This is a genomic window from Mammaliicoccus sp. A-M4 (assembly GCF_022386955.1).
In the GTDB taxonomy this organism is placed as follows: domain Bacteria; phylum Bacillota; class Bacilli; order Staphylococcales; family Staphylococcaceae; genus Mammaliicoccus; species Mammaliicoccus lentus.
This window is the reverse complement of sequence record NZ_JAJNHH010000002.1, coordinates 13,452-32,666: the sequence shown is the minus strand read 5'-3', so window position 1 is coordinate 32,666 and position 19,215 is coordinate 13,452. Positions and strand designations below refer to the sequence as shown.

The following is a 19,215-nucleotide window of genomic DNA, read 5'->3' as shown; positions in this document are numbered from 1 at the left end:
AATGAACAAGTTATTCATTCTTTGTTTATCAAGCTTATTTTTATTAACTGCATGTGGTAGTAAAGTTGATGGTACTTATTCAAATAACGATATGAGCATTACTGCAGACAGTGATTCAGGTAATGCTTCATTACACCTTAATGCAATGGAATCTGAAGGGTTTTTAGGTATAGGTGAAAGTGATGGAACAATTGATGGTAACATTAATCCTGATGAAAAAGTTATGACCTTTAGCTTAGAAGGAGAACAGATGAAATTAAATTATAAAGTTAAAGGTGATAAATTAGTCATAGAAAATCCAACACAATACGGTAATGAAGACGACACGTTAGAATTAACAAAAGAGGAATAAAACTCAACATTGAATAAATAAGATACAAGAGTAACATGCGCAAACATGTTACCCTGACAAGCACGTTCGAAAGACGGTGCCTTTGTGTGATTTTGTAATAACCATCCGCCAAAGTTGGATGGTTATTTTTTTGTTTCATTTTGATAATTGCGAACACTAGACTAATCAGTGTTAGTATGAATATACTAATATTCATTAGTCTTTTGTCTCAATAAATATTAAGGGTGTATATCAATGCTTACTGATCTAATAATTGCAATCGTGTTAATTACTGTTTCAATAATTCTTTCTATATACATATCAATAACAAAGAACCTCAATATAATCTCAGGTATTGAACCAGAGAAAATCCCTGCAAATAAAATTAATACTGTTATCAAAATTTTTAATACTTGTTTGTTAATTTCTACTATTTTAATAGCTATTAGTTTTTTATTTATTGAAAACAATATAGTGTTAGGAATAATATTTTTGTTTACTGGTGTGGTTGTCTTATATTTGTTTTATATTTACTACATGAAAATCATAAAGAATTAATTTTTTTATTTCTAATGATTACGAATACAATGTTAAGTATACTTATTAATATTCCAGCTAATATAACAAAGTTAGATCCTAATGACGCTATAAAAATACCACCTAAGAAAGTCCCTACTGTAGTTCCTAAGTTTACAGATGATAGAAAGATCCCATTTGATAAGTCAGGTGCATCTGGAGCCGACGATGTAATGACATATTGTGTAACGTTAGCAGATATTCCTGCTAATGTTCCCCATATTATTGAAATAACAATCATTAAAGCAAAGTATTTTCCTAAACTAAACATAAGTATATAAGTTACGATTAGCCCAATTGGCAAGAAAAATATAGCTTTTTTGGGGATACTCGTTAATAGACGACCCGCTATAATGTTACCTACTATATTAGATGCTCCATACAGAAACAGCACTGCAGTTACTGAACTACTTGATGCTTGTGTAACAATATTTAAATAATCCGTTAAATAACTGTATACACCAAATACTGCCGCATTAAATAGAAATGATACTGTAATTGAAATCCATGTTAAAGGGCGTTTCAATACACTTAGTTGACCACCGTAACTTGTTGAAGTTTTCGCTGACATTTTTGGAACAAAGAGCAAAGTCATAATAAGTACGATTATATTAACTACTGCAAAGAATAATAAAGCTACTTGTAAATTAAATTGTGTAGCTAAGAAATTCACAATTGGAACACCTACAACCATCCCCGCTGATACTCCTATAAATACACGTGCCACCGCTTTAGGTGCATCTTTTTTATCTACTGAATCAGCAGCGACTGAAAAAGCTAATGATATATATACTGGATGAAATATAGCCGGAATTATTCGAGCAATCAATAATACTGTAAAGCTTGATGTAAATAATGTTACAAAGTTACTAATAATAAAAATGACAAGTACAAACATCATAACTTTCTTTCTGTTTATTTTTGATAATAACAAAGGCATAACTGGACCTGATATTGCTATACCTATAGCAAAGCTAGAAACAAGCCATCCTGCAGTTGATACACTTACATCAAACGCATCTGCAATAATAGGTATGAGTCCAATAAAACCCATCTCTGTGTTCAAAATACCGAATACACCTATAGTGAGTATAAGAATAACCAATTTATTATGTTTCAATACATCACCACTCCTGAATTTCTTGATATATAAAGTGTAGTGTGTAAAATGAGTTATAACAAATACTTTTAAATCATCATTAGAAATGCCTAAAAGGTATAATGAGGTGTATAAATGGAATTAAGAATACTAAAATACTTTGTCACCATAGCTAAAGAAGAGAACATTACAAGAGCCGCGAATTCATTACATGTTACTCAACCTACCTTATCTCGACAAATTAAAAATTTAGAAGAAGAACTAGGTGTATCTTTATTTAAGAGAAGCAATCACAATATACATTTAACAGAAGAAGGACAACTTTTTAAAAAGAGGGCCGAAGAATTACTAGCTATGTCACAAAAAATGCAAGATGAATTTAAAGTGATAGATAAACAAGTAGAAGGCGATATTTATTTAGGATGTGGCGAGACGAAAGGTATGCAATTTATTGCTCAAATCTTTAAAAATATACAAACTACCTACCCGAATATCAATTTACACATATACAGTGGTAATGCTGATGATATTGCAAATAGATTAGATAAAGGTTTATTAGATTTCGGTATCCTTATACAACCTGCTAATTTAGCAAAATATAAAGCATTAACATTACCTTCATACGATAAATGGGGAGCAGTCGCTAAAAGAAATAGTCAATTAGCAAAAAACAAAACCGTAACTAAAGATGATTTAATAGACTTACCATTATTATGTTCTAGACAAGCAATCGATCCAACTATCATTAATAATGAATTTACAGGATGGTTTGGAGATATGTTCGACCAATTAAATATTGTATCTACTTTTAACTTAGCTTATAACGCTGGACTGATGGTTAAAGAAAACGTAGGATATGCATTAACTTTAGACAGCATCATCAATACATCAGAAGAAAGTGACTTATGCTTCATACCATTCGAACCAGAACTTATAGCAAAACATAACATCGTATGGAGAAAAGACCATAGTTTCTCAAAAGCCGCACAAGTATTTCTTGATAAGGCAAAAGAGCTTGAAACGACTTTTTAAAGTTATTTCAAGCTCTTTTTATCTATACTTTATTTTGTGATTTTTACTTTCCCTACTGAATTGTCTTTACTTTTTGCTGCTACTTCAAATTTTAAACCATGGTTTGGCACTAAGACGCCTGCGTCTTCTTGCCCTTTATTTGAATAGTCTTGGCTATCATCGAATAATGGATTTTTCTTCGTTTTATTATCGTGTAATTCGTATCCTTCTTCATTTTTTAATTTTAATTTTGGTTGGTGATCTAAGCTAAATGCTGCATCTCTAATTTGGAATTGCGTTGCTGCCGGGTCATCTTTGAGACCTTTTTTCTTCCAGTTTAATGTGTTTTGATCTGCATCCACTATACTTATAAATCCTTGTCCTGGATGGTCTTTTACATTATTATCAGAAAAGCTTTTATCTACGTACCAAACTGTTAATCCGGCATTATAAGCCATCGTTCCGCCACCGCGTTTAATGTTCTTTAATCCTTTGTCTGGTCCAGTATAGTTTCTCCATTGTAATAAGTAATAATTTTCATCGTAGCGATTTCCATCACTTTGGGTAAATCCTTGTAGTTCAAAATCAGATTCACTTTCTGCATCATCATTTAATATTTCTTTTCCATCTTTTGATGTTACTTTAATTTGGTCGATAAACCAGCCTGGATATGTTTCATATTTATCTGTAACGTATGAGAAGCGTAGTTTAATCTTTTTACCATCGTATTTCGATAAATCGAATTTAGCATCTTTATACTCGTTAGATTTACCGTCTATACCGTTACCTTGGTTTTGTCCGCTTCCTTCTGGATCATCATTGTTTGTTATATTGCCTTTAATATTCTCCCAATTTTCACCGTTGTCTGTTGATACTTGTACGTAACCATAATCAAATCCTTGTTCAATATCGTACCAAGTTTTGAAGTTTAACTCGCTTGTCTTAGCTGAAGTTAAGTCTAAATCAGTTTCCATCGAATATTGTGTATCATCTTTCGCGCCACTCCAATATGCTTGCTTACCTTGTACAGGTTTTTGGAGCAGAGTTGATTTGTCAGGAAGATTAACTTTTATAGCATCGTTATTCGTACCTTTCGTTGCTGCTTCATCTATTAACTCTGATGTTTCACCTTTAAATTCACTTGCGTTAATTTCACTTCCCGTTTGCCAATTACCACCGTGTTGTTCTTGCAACATTTCTTTCATATATGGATCAAACCCAGTAGGCTCTGTTCCTGGTATTGCACCAGCCCAACTGCCTGAAGACATAATTGACCAGAATGATACCGGCTCACCTTTACCTGTATATTCTGTGTCATATTCGTCTGGTAATCCTAAGTCATGTCCGTATTCATGGGAAAATACGCCGGCTGCCCCATCTTCTGGTTGTATCGTATAATCAATAGCTGCTAATTTACCATCAAATTGGTCTAATCCTGAATTAGTTCCTGGTATTGTATAAGGCTCACCTTTTTCATCAAAATCAAGCGACCACCTATGTGACCAAATTGCATCTGTTCCAAGTTTACCACCACCTGATTCTTCACCTGGACCAGAGTGCACAATCATAATATGATCGACAATTCCATCTTTTTCATCATACACTCCATCGCCATCTATATCATCACGATCCCATTGGTCATAATCACTTAAATCGATACTAGGGTCTTTTGCTGCTTGTTCCAACGCTTCTTGCACTAATTCTTTCGGTTTACTATCGCTACCACCTTCGTCTGGTGCGTTACCCCCATAATAACTAGCTGGGTGTTTGGCTTTATACCAACCGTGTACTTGACCATCTATATCATAGCTGCCACCTGATTGATTTTGATAATATTGCTTCATGCTCATCAAGTTTTTACCATTTGGGCCTTTATATCCTTTCTCTCCAAACACCATATCTTGAAAATGAGAAACAGGGTATTCGTCATAATACATATCTGTTTCATCTTTTGTAATAGAGCTATTTGGATAATCTGGAAATTCCATTGCTATAACTAATACTTTATCTTTACGAACTTTACCAGTATATTTTTCTTCTTGAACTTTATCTACTCGTTTACCATTATTCTTTTTCTTATACATTTCTTTTTCATTTTTGTTCAATTGACCTAAACGTTTACCATTATTACCTTTTTTATAGCGCTTATCAAAAAGTCCTTTATTAGGTATGTATTTTTGATGATATTGTTCTCCTTTACCATCCATATATCGTTTTAATCTTTCTTCTTTTTCTTCAGGCGTATTCGTAGATTCAATAACACCTTCTTGTTCTAAAGTTTCAAGTAAACGATCTTCATTTGGTGCGACTTGGTTAGCAGAAGCGCCTTGTGATAAAAAAGGAAGTGCTATTATTGTACTTAAAGAAACACATGTTAATTTTTTAAACCATGAATTCACTAAAAATCCCCCTTATTTGTGTAATATAAACATATTATATACAATAATCCATAAAATAGTAATGAAAAATTCAAATAATTCAAATAATTATTTTTAGTATATAAAAATAATACACCTCCATATTAGTTCGTTATTATACGAAAAATATGGAGGTGCTTTTATAGATTAAAATTTGATTTTTATTCCACTATAAATTGATGTGCTTTTAAATCTCTAACAGCATTATCTAGAATCTTTTCAGTATGCGCTGAAATCGTATGCAAATGTACATTGTCCGTTAAATGAGCTAACATTTGTCCTTCAAATTTATTCATTGCATGTATAAACTTATCTAAATCGTCTTGTGTTTCTATCATTAAGTTTGCTTTTATATTCCCATACACAGGATGATCAATTGCCACATCATCAATCATAGCCCCGTTATCTATAATTAATTGTAGTTCTTCTTCCATTCCTTCATTGTTATGTTGGCATACAATAACACGTTTATACGCTTTACCTTGAGGCGTATTATTAATCACATATCCTCTGCTTGTAGAATTAATAATATGTTCTTGAGATTTGAGAATAGAGATATCTTTCACAATAATTTGTCGTGAAACACCAAATTGTTGGCTCAACTGTTTACCACTAATTGGCTCATTTGTTGATTCGAGTAACTGCAGAATTGCTTTCCTGCGATTAAAGGGATTATTCATGTCGCTAGTCTCCTCTTAAGATTGTTTTTAAATGTACAAAGCAATTATCTATATCTGCTTTTGTCGTATATTTACTAATTGAAAAACGAATATATTGGTCATACGTCTTTTCTGCTATTGTATCTATTTTAACTTGTAAACCGTCACTTAACAATGCTCCGTGACCACAAGCTGTACCTGTCGATATACATATATTTCTATTAGATAAGTATTGCATAATATATTGCCCTTCAAACTTTGGAGAAAGTAAAGCTAAAATATGAGGTGCTTCCTCATTGTATACTATGGGTGTAAACCTTAATTCGACAGCTTGATTCAATAAATATTGTTTCATTTTCTTCATGTGATTAATATCATCATCAATCGATAATGCTTTGGTCATGGCTACAATACTTGGTGAATCTATCGTGCCATTTTGTGTATTCATCTCATGAAAGTAATAATCATTTAATGGTTTTACATATTCGTGGTTTATTAACAAGCTACCCGAGCCCTTAGTTCCGTGAAATTTATGACTAGAAAAAGCATATGAAGTAAACAATTGAACGTTTATATCTTCTAATTTATGAACAGCTTGAACGCCATCAACATGTATAGGAATATGATTTTCCATTGCAATGTTACTCAAATCATTTATCGGCAAAATATACCCAGTCTCTGAATTCACATGTTGTGTAATAATAAGAACAACTTCATCCGTTACCAGTTTTGTTGTTTTCTCCACATCAATTTCTCCGTTACCGTCTAAAGGCAAGTCTAAAATTTCGAATTTCGACTTATACAGTTCTAATGCAGCATGTATAGAAGGATGCTCGTATGGTGATACAAGTATTGTTCCTCTTTCTTGATATTCTAAATAACTACGTATTGCAACTTCATTTGCATGAGAACCGCTTCTTGTAAAAATAACTTCCTTATCAGTTTCAAAATATTTTTTAATATATTGTTTACATGATTCCAATAATTGATTTGTATGTTGTCCACCTATATGTAAACTCTCTCCATTATAAAACGCTTCTCTTTGAACATCTTGATATACACTTAATACTTCATTATCAGGTATCGTAGTTGATGCATTATCTAAATAAATCATTTCAAAACTCCCCTTGTTATTTATCTTTACATGTGTCAATATAATGTATATAAAATATAACATATATGTAAAGTAAGGTGTAAACTTGAGAAAAGTTATAGTGATCGGTTCAGGAATTGCTGCATTATCAGCCATTAAAGCCTTAGGTCCAAATGTCCAAATTCATTGTATTACAAAAGATAAACTTAATATGCATAATAGCAATTTAGCTCAAGGCGGTATTTGTTTTTCAAAATATGAAAATGATTATGGGAACACACATATACAAGATACATATACTGCTGGAAATGAATTAGGTGATTTAAGCATCATCCAATCAATGATTCAACAAAGCCATAACATTATCCAAGAGATGATAGATGATGGCTTAAATTTTGATAAAAAATCCGAACAAACTTCTTTAGATTTTGCTATGGAAGGTGCCCATTCAAAAGCACGTATTCTACACATAGGAGGCGATCAAACAGGTTCTTATATTACTAAATATCTCATTCAACATTTACCGTCAGAAAATTTAACTATTTACGAAGAAACTGAAGTGATTGACTTATTAAGAGACGTTTCACATGAAATATCCGGTGTCGTTGCGCTTGATAAGCATGACAACAAATTAGAAATCATCGCTCATGACGTGATTTTAGCTACTGGTGGTTACAGTAACTTGTTTCCTATCAATTCTAGCGCGTCTCAAACAATAAACTCAGGTCATATAGTGGCATATCATAGCAACATCCATCTAAGACATATGGAAATGATACAATTTCACCCGACTTTACTAGGCACTAACAACGAAACATATGGCTTAGTTTCAGAAGCAGTAAGAGGGCACGGCGGTATATTAGTCAATGAAATTGGTCACGAGTTTATGAACGACTTACATCCGCTTAGTAGTTTAGCACCACGAGATGTGACGAGTAGAGCTATTTTCCAGCAACAAAAAGAAGGTCACCAATGTTATATCAACATAAAACATATTGAGCACTTCCCTACTAGATTTCCGACGATATATAAAAATGTAGTTAAACATTTTCCGGATGCATATCATAATCAATTGATACCTGTTTCTCCAGGTGCACACTATACAATGGGTGGCGTTAAAGCGCATTTAGACGGTACAACTGAAGAACCACACTTCTATGCTATTGGTGAAGCCAGCAATACAAATTTTCATGGTGCTAATCGATTAGCTAGCAATTCACTTTTAGAAGGTCTTGTTATGGGAAACCTTTGTGGAAGAAAAATAAAAAACTCTTCAACCAGAGAAATACAAAACATTCAACTATGTAGGTTACAAATACCTCTCATTACAGCACAAGATTTTCATGCGTTACGAAATCAAAGTTTTGAAGTATTAGGTATAGAACGTAATGGCCAAAATATACAACGTTACTTAAAAGATATTCAACTTTGTCTTAGAAATTCAATGGTTACAGATGAATGGAATAAAGAAAATTGGCAAAGGTATGTAGAAATAAAAACTTTAGAAATGGTAAGTTTATCAGCTTTAAATAGAAATGAATCTAGAGGTGTTCATTTTAGAACGGATTACCCGCATAGCCAACCTCAATTACAAACTATTGATATAGAAATCACAATGGAGGATAAATTTCATGCTAAACAAGTTGTATGTCCAAGAAAAGCTCAAACAATTTTACCTTGAGGATAATCATTATGGTGATTTATCTTCAAGTGTTTTTGATTTAAATCAAAAAGGTGAATTAACCCTTATCAGTAAAGCTCAAGGTATTTTTTGTGGAGAAACTATTATTCAAGAAAGCTTTAAACTAATTGAAAGCAATGTTCATATGAATATATTAGTTAAAGACGGTGAAATTGTAGAAAAAGGACAAAAAATCGCAATTATAAAAGGTTCTATCACAACTTTACTTACGATGGAACGCATCACTTTAAACTTAATACAACGCATGTCAGGTATTGCCACATCAACTCATCACATCGTACAAAAAGTTCAAGATACAAACGTTAAAATAGTTGATACAAGAAAGACAACACCGGGTCTCGGTATGTTTGAAAAACATGCTGTTCACGTGGGCGGTGGATACAATCATCGTCGAACTTTAAATGATGGATTGATGTTAAAAGATAATCATATTAGTTTTAGCGAATCTATACAAGACCTCGTGTCAAAAGCAAAGCAACTAGTCGGTCCAATGGATAAAATAGAAATCGAAATAGAAGATATAGATTCATTACAAGAAGCAATTAAAGCAGAGGTAGATATCATTATGTTTGATAATTGCAAACCGGAATGGATAGCACAGCATATTCAAGATGTACCTAGTCATATTAAGACGGAAGCTTCTGGAAACATCAATATTGATAATGTTCTAGAATATGCTCAAACAGGTGTTCATTATATTTCGATAGGTTCTTTATTTTACAATCAACAAGCATTAGACATTTCAGCAAAGGTGGTTATTTAATTGTTTAATCCTACAATAGAAAAAGCACAATCTATACCAGATCAATATTTAAATATGACAACCGAACAACTAGAAGAGAAAATACGAACAATCAAAGCTAAATTAGGTGACCAATTATTTATGCCAACACACCATTACCAAAAAGATGAAGTCGCGCAGTTTGCAGATATAATGGGAGACTCTCTAGAACTAGCAAGAATATGTAAAGAAAATACAACAGCTAAATATTTTGTATTTAACGGTGTACATTTTATGGCTGAGACTGCAGACATACTAACGCACGATAATCAAAATATATATTTACCAGATTTATCTGCAGGTTGTTCAATGGCAGATATGGCAAATATCGACCAGGCATTATATGGCCATGAAGTATTAACACAGCGTTTAGGTGATAACATTTTACCTCTTACTTACGTTAACTCTACAGCAGCTATTAAAAAATTTGTAGGAGAAAATGGTGGTTCTTGTGTGACAAGTGGCAATGCTGATAGCGTTATAGAGTGGGCATTGGACCAAGGTAAGCGTATTTTATTTTTACCTGATCAACATTTAGGTCGCAATACAGCATATAAACTAGGAATAAAACTTGATGAAATGGCAGTTTGGGACCCTATTCAAAAGGTATTAGATTATGATGGCAATGAAGATAATATTAGAATTATATTGTGGAAAGGTCATTGTTCCGTTCACGAAAAATTTTATCCAATACACATTGAACAAGCACGTAAAAAAGATCCAGATGTAAATGTCATCGTACACCCTGAATGTCAATTCGACATTGTTCAAATGGCAGACTACGCGGGGTCTACTAAATATATTATCGACAAGATTAAAAACGCTCCAAAAGGCTCTAATTGGGTAATAGGAACTGAAATGAATCTCGTTAACCGTTTAAAAACAACATATACTGATATCACCATAAACTCACTTAACCCACTTATGTGTTCATGCTTAACGATGAATAGAATCGACTTACCACATCTAGCATGGTGCCTAGACAAAATACAACAAGGTCATCTTGAAAACATCATTAAAGTTGATGAAGAAACGGCATATTATGCAAAGCAGTCATTAGAACGTATGCTAAGTATCGTTTAAGATTTAACTCATATATACAGGGTATAGTTACAGTGAGGTGATAGAAATGGATAAAACTGAAATCCAAGATAAAATTGAAAACATTTTAAATCAATCACGAGTAGGTGTATTATCTACAGCTCATAATAACGTACCAAACAGTCGTTACATGATGTTTTATAACGACGATTTGACACTATATACAAAAACAAGCAAAGAAACGACAAAAGTTGAAGAATTCAGAGATAATCCGAAAGCACATGTATTACTAGGATATAATGAAACAACGAACCATAGCTTTTTAGAAATAGATGCTGACGCAGAAATTATAGAAGATCAAGAAACAATAAATTGGTTATGGCAAAACCAAGATAAAACATTCTTTGACTCTAAAAAAGATCCAGATTTATGCGTTATAAAGATTAAACCTAAAACTATAAAACTTATGAATGATGACGATATAGAGACACCACAGGTTATCACTCTATAATAAAGCTTTTATATTAAATAAAACCTGAAAAATCTTTTAAGAATTTTCAGGTTTTTTATTACTAATCACTTCAAGTAACTACGTGTCACAATAATGTTTAACAAGTATAGAAATAATATATGACCCACTATCCAAATAACATGTTCATTTAAGCTATATTGAAATATATCCCTTTCTGACATTTTTATAAGAATTGGATATAAAACAGTAAATATAATAAAGAGAGTTGTTAAAAAAATAATTTTCAATTTATTGAAATTAACGTAAATAACAATAGTGATAATTACTATTATGAAAGTAGTTAAAAAATGATAACTCAATTCTTCTATTAAAGTTATATTTTGATAATTTCTTACAAAATCTACGTTTAATAACAAGTCAGCAATATGGTAATTTGTTATTAAATCAATAATTACGAATAAAAAATACGTAATACATGTAAGTATTAAACTGATAAATAATGGCATTATAATTAAACGTGCTTTACCCATTCATACATCTCCGATACACAAAACAAAATTTTAAATCATTAGACATTGAGCCTCTTACTACCCTGCTTATTATATTGATTTATTCTTTTCGGCCTCACACTGTTATACCATTTTAAACACATTAAAAATATAATAAAGAGTTCTATTACATCTCCGCCATAGTACATGACCATTGCGCCTTTTTCTGCTTGACTCGTCTCTACCCCTGAAGGAGGATAAGGATAAAATGACTTAGATAATATTTGGTGCAAAGTGACTGAAATCATCATAACAATAGCCCTGTAACGAAATGAATAAGGATTTCGTACTGGATCTATATATAGCATGATAGACGTAAATAAGTATCCTGCTAGAAAAATATGAATATGAACTAAATAATAAATTAAAGCAGAATGATGCATGTACATGAATAAATCAGTCCTATACAATAACCATAAACCGCCAGTATTTAAGACAAGTGCTGTTACTGGATGCATTATAAATTTGACGTAACCAGTATTCATAAACGAAGTTAATTTTCTCGCGCTTTTTGTAGGTAATGATTTTAATAACAACGTTATCGGAGCTGCAAGCACCATTAAAAGGGGTGCTAACATTCCTAATAGTATATGCCCATACATGTGGTTAACAAAATGATGATGCATTAAACTCGCCATTGGTTCAATCATTACAATTGAACCACTACCAACACCAATTACCCATAAACATTTTCTATAAAATGGCCAACTTCGTTCTTTCAATGCCATTCCAATATACGAACCAATTAAGGATAACGCTATGATAACAATAGGCAAAGAATTAAGAATTATCATGCTTTATCATCTCTCTTTTTCGAGACATCAAATAACCAACGATAATCATTAAAGATCCTGTAACAATCCAAACTATATCATAAGTAATGACATTATCTACGTAGCGAATTTGGTGCATTCTCAAAATTTTATGATTAATAATGCCGTCATATACCTGGAATGTGCCCATTCCCATTAATACTCGACCAATCCAAAATATCCAATTCGTGCTGAATTTCCGTCTCGCATCTGCCAATAAAAACAAACCAAAAATAATAAAAAATCCACACATTGCGTTTAACACACCATCAGAAAATAAGCCTACTTCTCTCGTCATTTGATCATAAAAATGATGCCACTTTAAAAACTGATGAAAAACCATTTCGTCTATAAAACCCGCTAAACCAAAGCCAAACATAAGTCCGGACCACCTATGTTTTTTATCGTAAAGTTGGCGTTCATTATGCATCAAAATAACCCCTCGAAAATAACTCTTATTCTAACAAATACCCTCATATGTTTAGCGTAATCTCTCTCTATTTTAAGAATACTCATCTAAACCATTCGATTGCTGTACAGGAAACTGTACAATAAAGTGAATGATATATAAATCGGTAAGGTAGTTAATTTTTTATACATAGTTATTCGGATAATATTATTTATACTCATAACTTTTATCATTTAACATTTACACTCAAAGGGTATATATTTACTATAAACAGCTTCTGATTCAACATATTTGTATCTTCATTAAAGTGTGCAAACATATTTTTAGGAGGGGACGGGTATGACAAATGAAACAATCACAATACATACGAAACAAGATATCGTCGATTATGTAAATGAGCGAAAAACAACAAAACGTACGTCACTACTACTTATTATAGTATTAGGGACTATTTTTTTAGACGCTTACGATTTAACGATTTTAGGTACAGCTACTGATCAGCTTACAGAAGAATTTAATTTATCCGCAACATATTTATCTTTTGTTATGACTGCTATGCCTTTTGGTGCTTTAATTGGTGCAGCTATTGGTGGTTTTTATGCTGATAAATTGGGCCGCAAGCTTATTCTATCCATTTCATTAATCTCCTTAATTATAGGCGCTCTCGGTGCAGCGTTATCGCCTACCCCATTCATATTACTCTGTTTCAGATTATTGATGGGATTTGCAATCGGTATGGACAGCCCTGTTGCTTTCACATTCATTGCAGAAATCAGTAATAAAAAGGATAAAGGTCGTAACGTCAATTATTGGCAAGTTGTCTGGTATATTGCAGTGGTATCATCTGCACTGATTGTGATTCTGCTATATGAATTAGGTACTGGCACTTGGTTATGGCGTTATTCAGTAGGTCTTGGTGCTGTATTTGCAACGATTATACTTGTTTTGAGACTCTTTTATTTAAGTGAAAGCCCTACTTGGTCGATGAAAAACAAAACACTTACTCAAGCTACAAGAGAACTTGAAAAGAACTACAATATTAAAGTGAAACTTGAACCGAATAAAGGTGAAGATGAATCTTACCGTAAAACAGAAGTAAAACATCCTTTAAGAACATTATTCAACAAACGTTATCGTAAAAGAACAATATTAGCGACTTCAATAGCTACATTGCAAGGGATGCAGTATTATGCAATTGGATTATATATTCCTTTAATTGCTATATACATTATTGGTGACAATAAAATTGAATCATTATCAGGTACAGCTTTGATTAACGTTGCTGGTATCATTGGTGGTTTAGTAGGTGCATTACTTACAACTAAATACGGCGCACACAAACTAACGATGATTGGTTTTAGTATTGTAGGTTGTTCAATGTTAGTCATCGGATTCTTTTACGGACACACATATACATGGTTAATTGCACTCATGGTAGCATTCTTCCTATTCGGTCATGCAGGTGGTCCAGGCACACAAGGTAAAGCAATTGGAGCCTTATCTTATCCGACTATTTTAAGAGGTAAAGGTACCGGATTTGTTGAATCAGTTAGTCGATTCGGCAGTATGTTTGGGACATTTATATTCCCAATTATTTTAGCTAACTTCGGGCTAAATAATACAATGCTATTTTTAGCCGCTGTGCCTATACTTGGTTTAATTATTACTACCGTTATTAAATGGGAGCCAGTTGGTAAAGATGTAGAACATGAAGACCAATATATTGAAAAAGTATAACAACAAAACGGAGCGGGACAGAAATCTCATTTTAATAAATAGATTTCGTAGTCCCGCCCCGGCAAGGATGACTAGGGTTGGAAAAAGCTTGATATAAGCACATTTTCAACCCAGTCAGCTACTGCCATTATAATAAAAGAGGCTGAGACATGTATTTATGTCCCAGCCTCTTTACTACTTCGTAACTGTATTTTCATACGGTACATTTCCGTATTCTTCAGTTTGTTTATTCTCGTTAGGCTTATCTTTTTCCCATATACTTTCTAGTTCTTCTAAAGTTTTACCTTTAGTTTCAGGTATGAATTTCCAAACAAATATTCCTGACAATATACTCATTGTTGCATAAAAACCATAAGTCATTGTACCGCTGATATCCATCATAAATGGATAAGTTGATGTGATTGTAAAGTTCGCTAACCACTGAACTGCTACTGCTATAGCCATCGCACTACTTCTAATACGGTTCGGGAATATTTCTGATAATAATACCCAAATAATTGGACCCCAACTCATCATAAATGAAGCAGTATAGATGACCATAAATAGTAATGTGATTACACCGAATATTCCATTTGCTGTTAATATACTCATGCCTATCATACCGATAGCCATTCCTGTTGATCCAATGATAAGTAACGGTTTACGTCCAAATTTATCAACATAAATTATAGCAATTAATGTGAATACCACATTTACTAATCCCATAACGACAGTTTGAATCATTGAAGCATCACTACCTGCACCAAGGGTTTCGAAAATTCTCGGTGCATAATAAAGTGCTACGTTTATTCCAATAAATTGTTGGAATATAGATAGCAATATTCCGATGATAATGACTGTTTTACCAAAACTAAATAATGGTGCTTTTGTATCATTTTTCTTACTTTTTGTAGATAATATATCTTTCAATACTTTTTTAGCATGCTCATTTGATGAATAAATTTTATTCAGAACAGTTAATGCGTCTTTATCTTTATTAGCTAATATTAAATACCTAGGTGTTTCTGGTACTAAGAATAGCAATACAAAGAATACGACAGCTGGTATTGCTTCAGTCATAAACATATAACGCCAACCTATTACATCAACCCAATTTTGTGATTGACCAAATGTAATACCATAGTTTACAAAGTATACGACTAACATACCAAATATAATTGCGAACTGGTTCCAAGATACGAGTCGTCCTCTAATTGATGAAGGAGAAATTTCACTAATATACATTGGAGAAATAGCAGAAGCTAAGCCTACTCCTATCCCACCTATAACACGGTATATATTAAACATGACTAACAACCCTAAACTTGATTGTCCTGCATCAAAGAATAGAAATTCTGGATATCCTGATAAAATTGCTGATACTATAAATAAGATTGCAGCAACTTGTAAAGATTTTTTACGACCTAAACTTCTTGAAATATTTGAAGACAATAATCCACCTATAATACACCCGATTAAAGCACTTGATACTGTTATTCCGTGGATAAAACTACCATATCCTGATGTAATATACTTTTGTAATGATTGTTCTGCCCCAGAAATTACTGCTGTATCATAACCAAATAATAGCCCACCAAGCGTTGCGATTAGTGCAATTTTAAAGATAAATCTCTTATTATCATAACTACTCATTACCCCATCTCCCTAATTCGTTATTTAAATTGAGCTAAGTGTTTCGTTAGTGGCTGAGTTGCAGTATAAATTTGTTTATATATATTAAATAATTTTTGATATGATTCATTATTTTTTGAATCTGGCGTGACTTTTTCATGATAGTTAATCCATGATTGGCTAATATCTTGAAATGTATCAAACCAGTTTTCGCCCATTGCAGCTAACATTGCAGCACCATATGCTGGCCCTTGTTCTTCTGTCCTAGTCATAATAGGCGCATTAAAGATATCCGCTTGTATTTGTAACCATTCTTCATTTTTTGCGCCTCCACCAATAGAAACAATTTCTTTTATATCGACATCTTGATTTTTCATAATCTCGATACTTTCATTAATAGAGTAAGTAACACCTTCAAGTACTGAACGTTTAATATCCTTTTGCGATGTATTAGCATCTAGCCCAATAAAGCTACCCCTGACAGATGCATCGTTATACGGTGTACGTTCACCTAATAGATATGGTGTATACAAGAGTCCATTTGCCCCTATTTTAGATTGTGAAATATCTTGTAAGAATGTACTAAAGTCTTCATCTGGGTTAAGCAATTGCTTCAGCCATTCTAAACTATAGCCAGCTGAAAGTGTGACACCCATAATATACTTTTGATTTGGCACACAATGACTAAAGTAATGCATGTTACCGTCATTTTCGTAATGTTCACTGTTCTCAATAGAAAGTGCAACGCCCGATGTACCAATGCTTACAAGTTGTTTTGTTTCATCTGTTATACCAGAACCAAGTGCACCACAGGCATTATCTGCGCCACCTTGATAAATATTTATTTCCCAGTCAATATTTAATTGATTCTTAATATCTTCTTTTAACACACCACTTTTTTGATGAGAAGGAATCACTTCTGGGCAAATGTTCGAATCAATATCTAATTGATTTAATAATGTTTCAGACCATTTTTCAGTTTTGATATTATACATAATCGTTCCAGCAGCATCTGATGGTTCTGTGAAAATATTACCCGTCAATTTATAGACAACATAATCTTTCGGCAACATAAATTTATGAATCTTTTTATAATTATTAGGTTCAGTATTTTTTAGCCAAATTAATTTCGGAAGTGTGAAACCTTCAAGTACAGTATTTTGTGTTTGTTTAAGTAAGAATTCCATACCTAAAGTTTCTTTAATTTCTTCCACTTCTTGTGAAGTACGTGTATCATTCCATAAAATAGCTGGCCTTATACTATCACCAGATTCGTCAACAACGACTAATCCATGCATCTGTCCTGAAAAGCTAATACCTGTGATTGATTGTTTATCAAATTTCTTTAATAAGTGCGTTAAACTATTCACTGTTGCTTCGTACCAAACATCTGGATCCATTTCACTGTAACCAGACTTTGGATGCGTCGTTTTATAACTGATGCTATGAGAGTCGACGACCTCACCATCTTTATTAACAACTATGGACTTTAATCCACTTGTACCAATATCAACGCCAATTACATAAGTCATAATTATCATTCTCCATTATTGATATTTAAAATATATTGATTGATTTGTGATTTTATTACTTCTAAGTGATCTGACTCATTTTCAATTTTTTCTATTTTATGTGCATATTTTTCTAATTCTTTAAATGAAGTTGTTCCTTCTACAATTTCCTTACCGATACCTTCACTAAATGATTTATATTTTTTATTAATGATATTTTCGAAGAAGTTATCTTCAATCATTTTATGAGCGACTCTTAATCCAAGTGCAAATGTATCCATACCTGCAATGTGCGTTAATAGTAAGTCTTCTTGTTTAAATGATGTTCTTCTTGGCTTAGCATCGAAGTTTAGACCACCTGGGCTTAAACCATCATTTTTAAGTATTTCGTACATCGCTAATGTCGTCTCATACACGTCTGTAGGGAATTCATCAGTATCCCAACCTAGTTGAGGATGACCTTGATTGGCATCTACTGATCCTAACATTTGATTATCGCGTGCATATCTTAGTTCATGTTGGAATGAATGACCTGCTAAAGTAGCGTGGTTTGCTTCAATATTAAATTTAAATACATCATCTAAGCCATACTTCTGTAAGAAAGCATGAGCTGTTGCAACGTCTGTATCATATTGATGAGTAGTCGGTTCTTTAGGTTTAGGTTCAATTAAGAATTGTCCATCAAATCCTATTTCTTCAGCATAACTTTTAGCCATCTTGAAGAAGTTTGCTAAATTATCTAGTTCTAACTTCATATCGGTATTTAATAAACTTTCATAACCTTCACGACCACCCCAGAATACAAAGTTTTCTGCGCCTAACTTTTTAGCAATTTCTAAAGATTTTTTCACTTTCGCTGCAGCGTATGCATATACTTCAGCGTTAGAAGATGTAGCTGCTCCGTGTACAAAACGTTCATGTGTGAAATTATTAGTAGTATTCCATAATAATTTCTTGCCCGTCTCGTCCATTTTTTCTTTAATAAGATCGACTATTACGTCTAAGTTTTCATTTGATTCTTTTAAATTAGAACCTTCAGGAGCAATATCAATATCGTGGAAACAGAAATATTCAAGATTTAATTTTTCCATGAATTCAAAAATAGCATCCACTCTTGCTTTAGCTTTGTCCATCTCATTTAAGTTATCCCATTCACGTTCAGCCGTGCCTACACCAAATGGGTCTGAAAGATCTGCAGTAAATGTATGCCAATAAGCGACACTAAACCTTAAATGTTCAGCCATCGTTTTATCGCCTATTTTTTCTTTCGGATTATAATATTTAAAACTATAAATGTTTTGTGATTTTGAACCTTCGTATTTTACTTTATCTATGTCGAAATATGTCATTGTAATCCTCCTAATGATAGTTGGTTAGTTTATTAAACAAACTAACTTTTAAAATA

16 protein-coding genes are annotated in these 19,215 nt (G+C 32.7%); 7 read left to right on the top strand and 9 right to left on the bottom strand.

Annotation, left to right across the window (positions count from 1 at the left end; all coding sequences use genetic code 11):
• The first annotated feature begins 1 nt into the window (after position 1).
• Positions 2-352: a hypothetical protein gene (locus LQ682_RS02130; protein ID WP_239703731.1), complete on the top strand. Its 351-nt coding sequence runs from the start codon at positions 2-4 to the stop codon at positions 350-352.
• Positions 353-875: 523 nt separating this feature from the next.
• Here LQ682_RS02130 and LQ682_RS02125 read toward each other — a convergent pair.
• Positions 876-2,027: an MFS transporter gene (locus LQ682_RS02125; protein ID WP_239703729.1), complete on the bottom strand. Its 1,152-nt coding sequence runs from the start codon at positions 2,025-2,027 to the stop codon at positions 876-878.
• 114 nt (positions 2,028-2,141) lie between these two features.
• Here LQ682_RS02125 and LQ682_RS02120 point away from each other — a divergent pair, with 114 nt between their 5' ends.
• Entirely contained in the window at positions 2,142-3,038 is an 897-nt protein-coding gene (locus LQ682_RS02120; protein ID WP_070045009.1) for a LysR family transcriptional regulator, read from the top strand.
• A 29-nt stretch (positions 3,039-3,067) separates the two neighbouring features.
• Here the strand turns inward: LQ682_RS02120 and LQ682_RS02115 are convergent, their stop codons facing one another.
• From LQ682_RS02115 to LQ682_RS02105, 3 genes are all read right to left on the bottom strand, one after another.
• Positions 3,068-5,416: an immune inhibitor A domain-containing protein gene (locus LQ682_RS02115; protein WP_239723817.1), complete on the bottom strand. Its 2,349-nt coding sequence runs from the start codon at positions 5,414-5,416 to the stop codon at positions 3,068-3,070.
• Positions 5,417-5,595: 179 nt separating this feature from the next.
• Positions 5,596-6,114, bottom strand: coding sequence for a transcription repressor NadR (locus LQ682_RS02110; RefSeq protein WP_239723816.1), 519 nt, complete (start codon positions 6,112-6,114; stop codon positions 5,596-5,598).
• A 4-nt stretch (positions 6,115-6,118) separates the two neighbouring features.
• Positions 6,119-7,207, bottom strand: coding sequence for a cysteine desulfurase family protein (locus LQ682_RS02105; RefSeq protein ID WP_239723815.1), 1,089 nt, complete (start codon positions 7,205-7,207; stop codon positions 6,119-6,121).
• An 85-nt stretch (positions 7,208-7,292) separates the two neighbouring features.
• Here LQ682_RS02105 and LQ682_RS02100 point away from each other — a divergent pair, with 85 nt between their 5' ends.
• The 4 genes from LQ682_RS02100 to LQ682_RS02085 are packed head-to-tail and all read left to right on the top strand — an operon-like array spanning position 7,293 to position 11,221.
• Complete coding sequence (locus LQ682_RS02100) at positions 7,293-8,867, top strand: L-aspartate oxidase (protein WP_239723814.1); 1,575 nt, start codon at positions 7,293-7,295, stop codon at positions 8,865-8,867.
• The gene (nadC, locus tag LQ682_RS02095; RefSeq protein ID WP_239723813.1) at positions 8,818-9,651 is read left to right on the top strand and encodes a carboxylating nicotinate-nucleotide diphosphorylase; all 834 of its coding nucleotides are present in this window, start codon (positions 8,818-8,820) and stop codon (positions 9,649-9,651) included. Before LQ682_RS02100 ends, nadC begins: the two co-directional genes overlap by 50 nt.
• Positions 9,652-10,752, top strand: a complete 1,101-nt coding sequence (nadA, locus tag LQ682_RS02090) for a quinolinate synthase NadA (RefSeq protein WP_239723812.1) — start codon at positions 9,652-9,654, stop codon at positions 10,750-10,752.
• Between the two features lie 46 nt (positions 10,753-10,798).
• Positions 10,799-11,221 (top strand): pyridoxamine 5'-phosphate oxidase family protein, encoded by a 423-nt coding sequence (locus tag LQ682_RS02085; RefSeq protein ID WP_239723811.1) that lies wholly within the window; start codon positions 10,799-10,801, stop codon positions 11,219-11,221.
• 529 nt (positions 11,222-11,750) lie between these two features.
• Here LQ682_RS02085 and LQ682_RS02080 read toward each other — a convergent pair.
• On the bottom strand, positions 11,751-12,524 hold the full coding sequence (locus LQ682_RS02080) for a cytochrome c oxidase assembly protein (RefSeq protein WP_239723810.1): 774 nt from the start codon (positions 12,522-12,524) through the stop codon (positions 11,751-11,753).
• A complete protein-coding gene (locus tag LQ682_RS02075; protein ID WP_239723809.1) occupies positions 12,511-12,972 on the bottom strand; it encodes a DUF2243 domain-containing protein in 462 nt (153 codons plus the stop codon). Before LQ682_RS02075 ends, LQ682_RS02080 begins: the two co-directional genes overlap by 14 nt.
• A 318-nt stretch (positions 12,973-13,290) precedes the next feature.
• Between LQ682_RS02075 and LQ682_RS02070 the strand changes: the two genes are divergently transcribed.
• Positions 13,291-14,688 carry an MFS transporter gene (locus LQ682_RS02070; protein WP_239723808.1) on the top strand — a complete coding sequence of 466 codons (1,398 nt, stop codon included), beginning with the start codon at positions 13,291-13,293 and terminating at the stop codon, positions 14,686-14,688.
• A 174-nt stretch (positions 14,689-14,862) separates the two neighbouring features.
• Here the strand turns inward: LQ682_RS02070 and xylE are convergent, their stop codons facing one another.
• From xylE to xylA, 3 genes are read right to left on the bottom strand one after another with little or no spacing between them, the layout of a single operon-like run.
• Positions 14,863-16,320, bottom strand: a complete 1,458-nt coding sequence (xylE, locus tag LQ682_RS02065) for a D-xylose transporter XylE (protein WP_064204730.1) — start codon at positions 16,318-16,320, stop codon at positions 14,863-14,865.
• A 20-nt stretch (positions 16,321-16,340) separates the two neighbouring features.
• Positions 16,341-17,831, bottom strand: coding sequence for a xylulokinase (gene xylB, locus LQ682_RS02060; RefSeq protein WP_239723807.1), 1,491 nt, complete (start codon positions 17,829-17,831; stop codon positions 16,341-16,343).
• A 5-nt stretch (positions 17,832-17,836) separates the two neighbouring features.
• Positions 17,837-19,159 carry a xylose isomerase gene (xylA, locus tag LQ682_RS02055; protein WP_239723806.1) on the bottom strand — a complete coding sequence of 441 codons (1,323 nt, stop codon included), beginning with the start codon at positions 19,157-19,159 and terminating at the stop codon, positions 17,837-17,839.
• Positions 19,160-19,215: the final 56 nt, after the last annotated feature.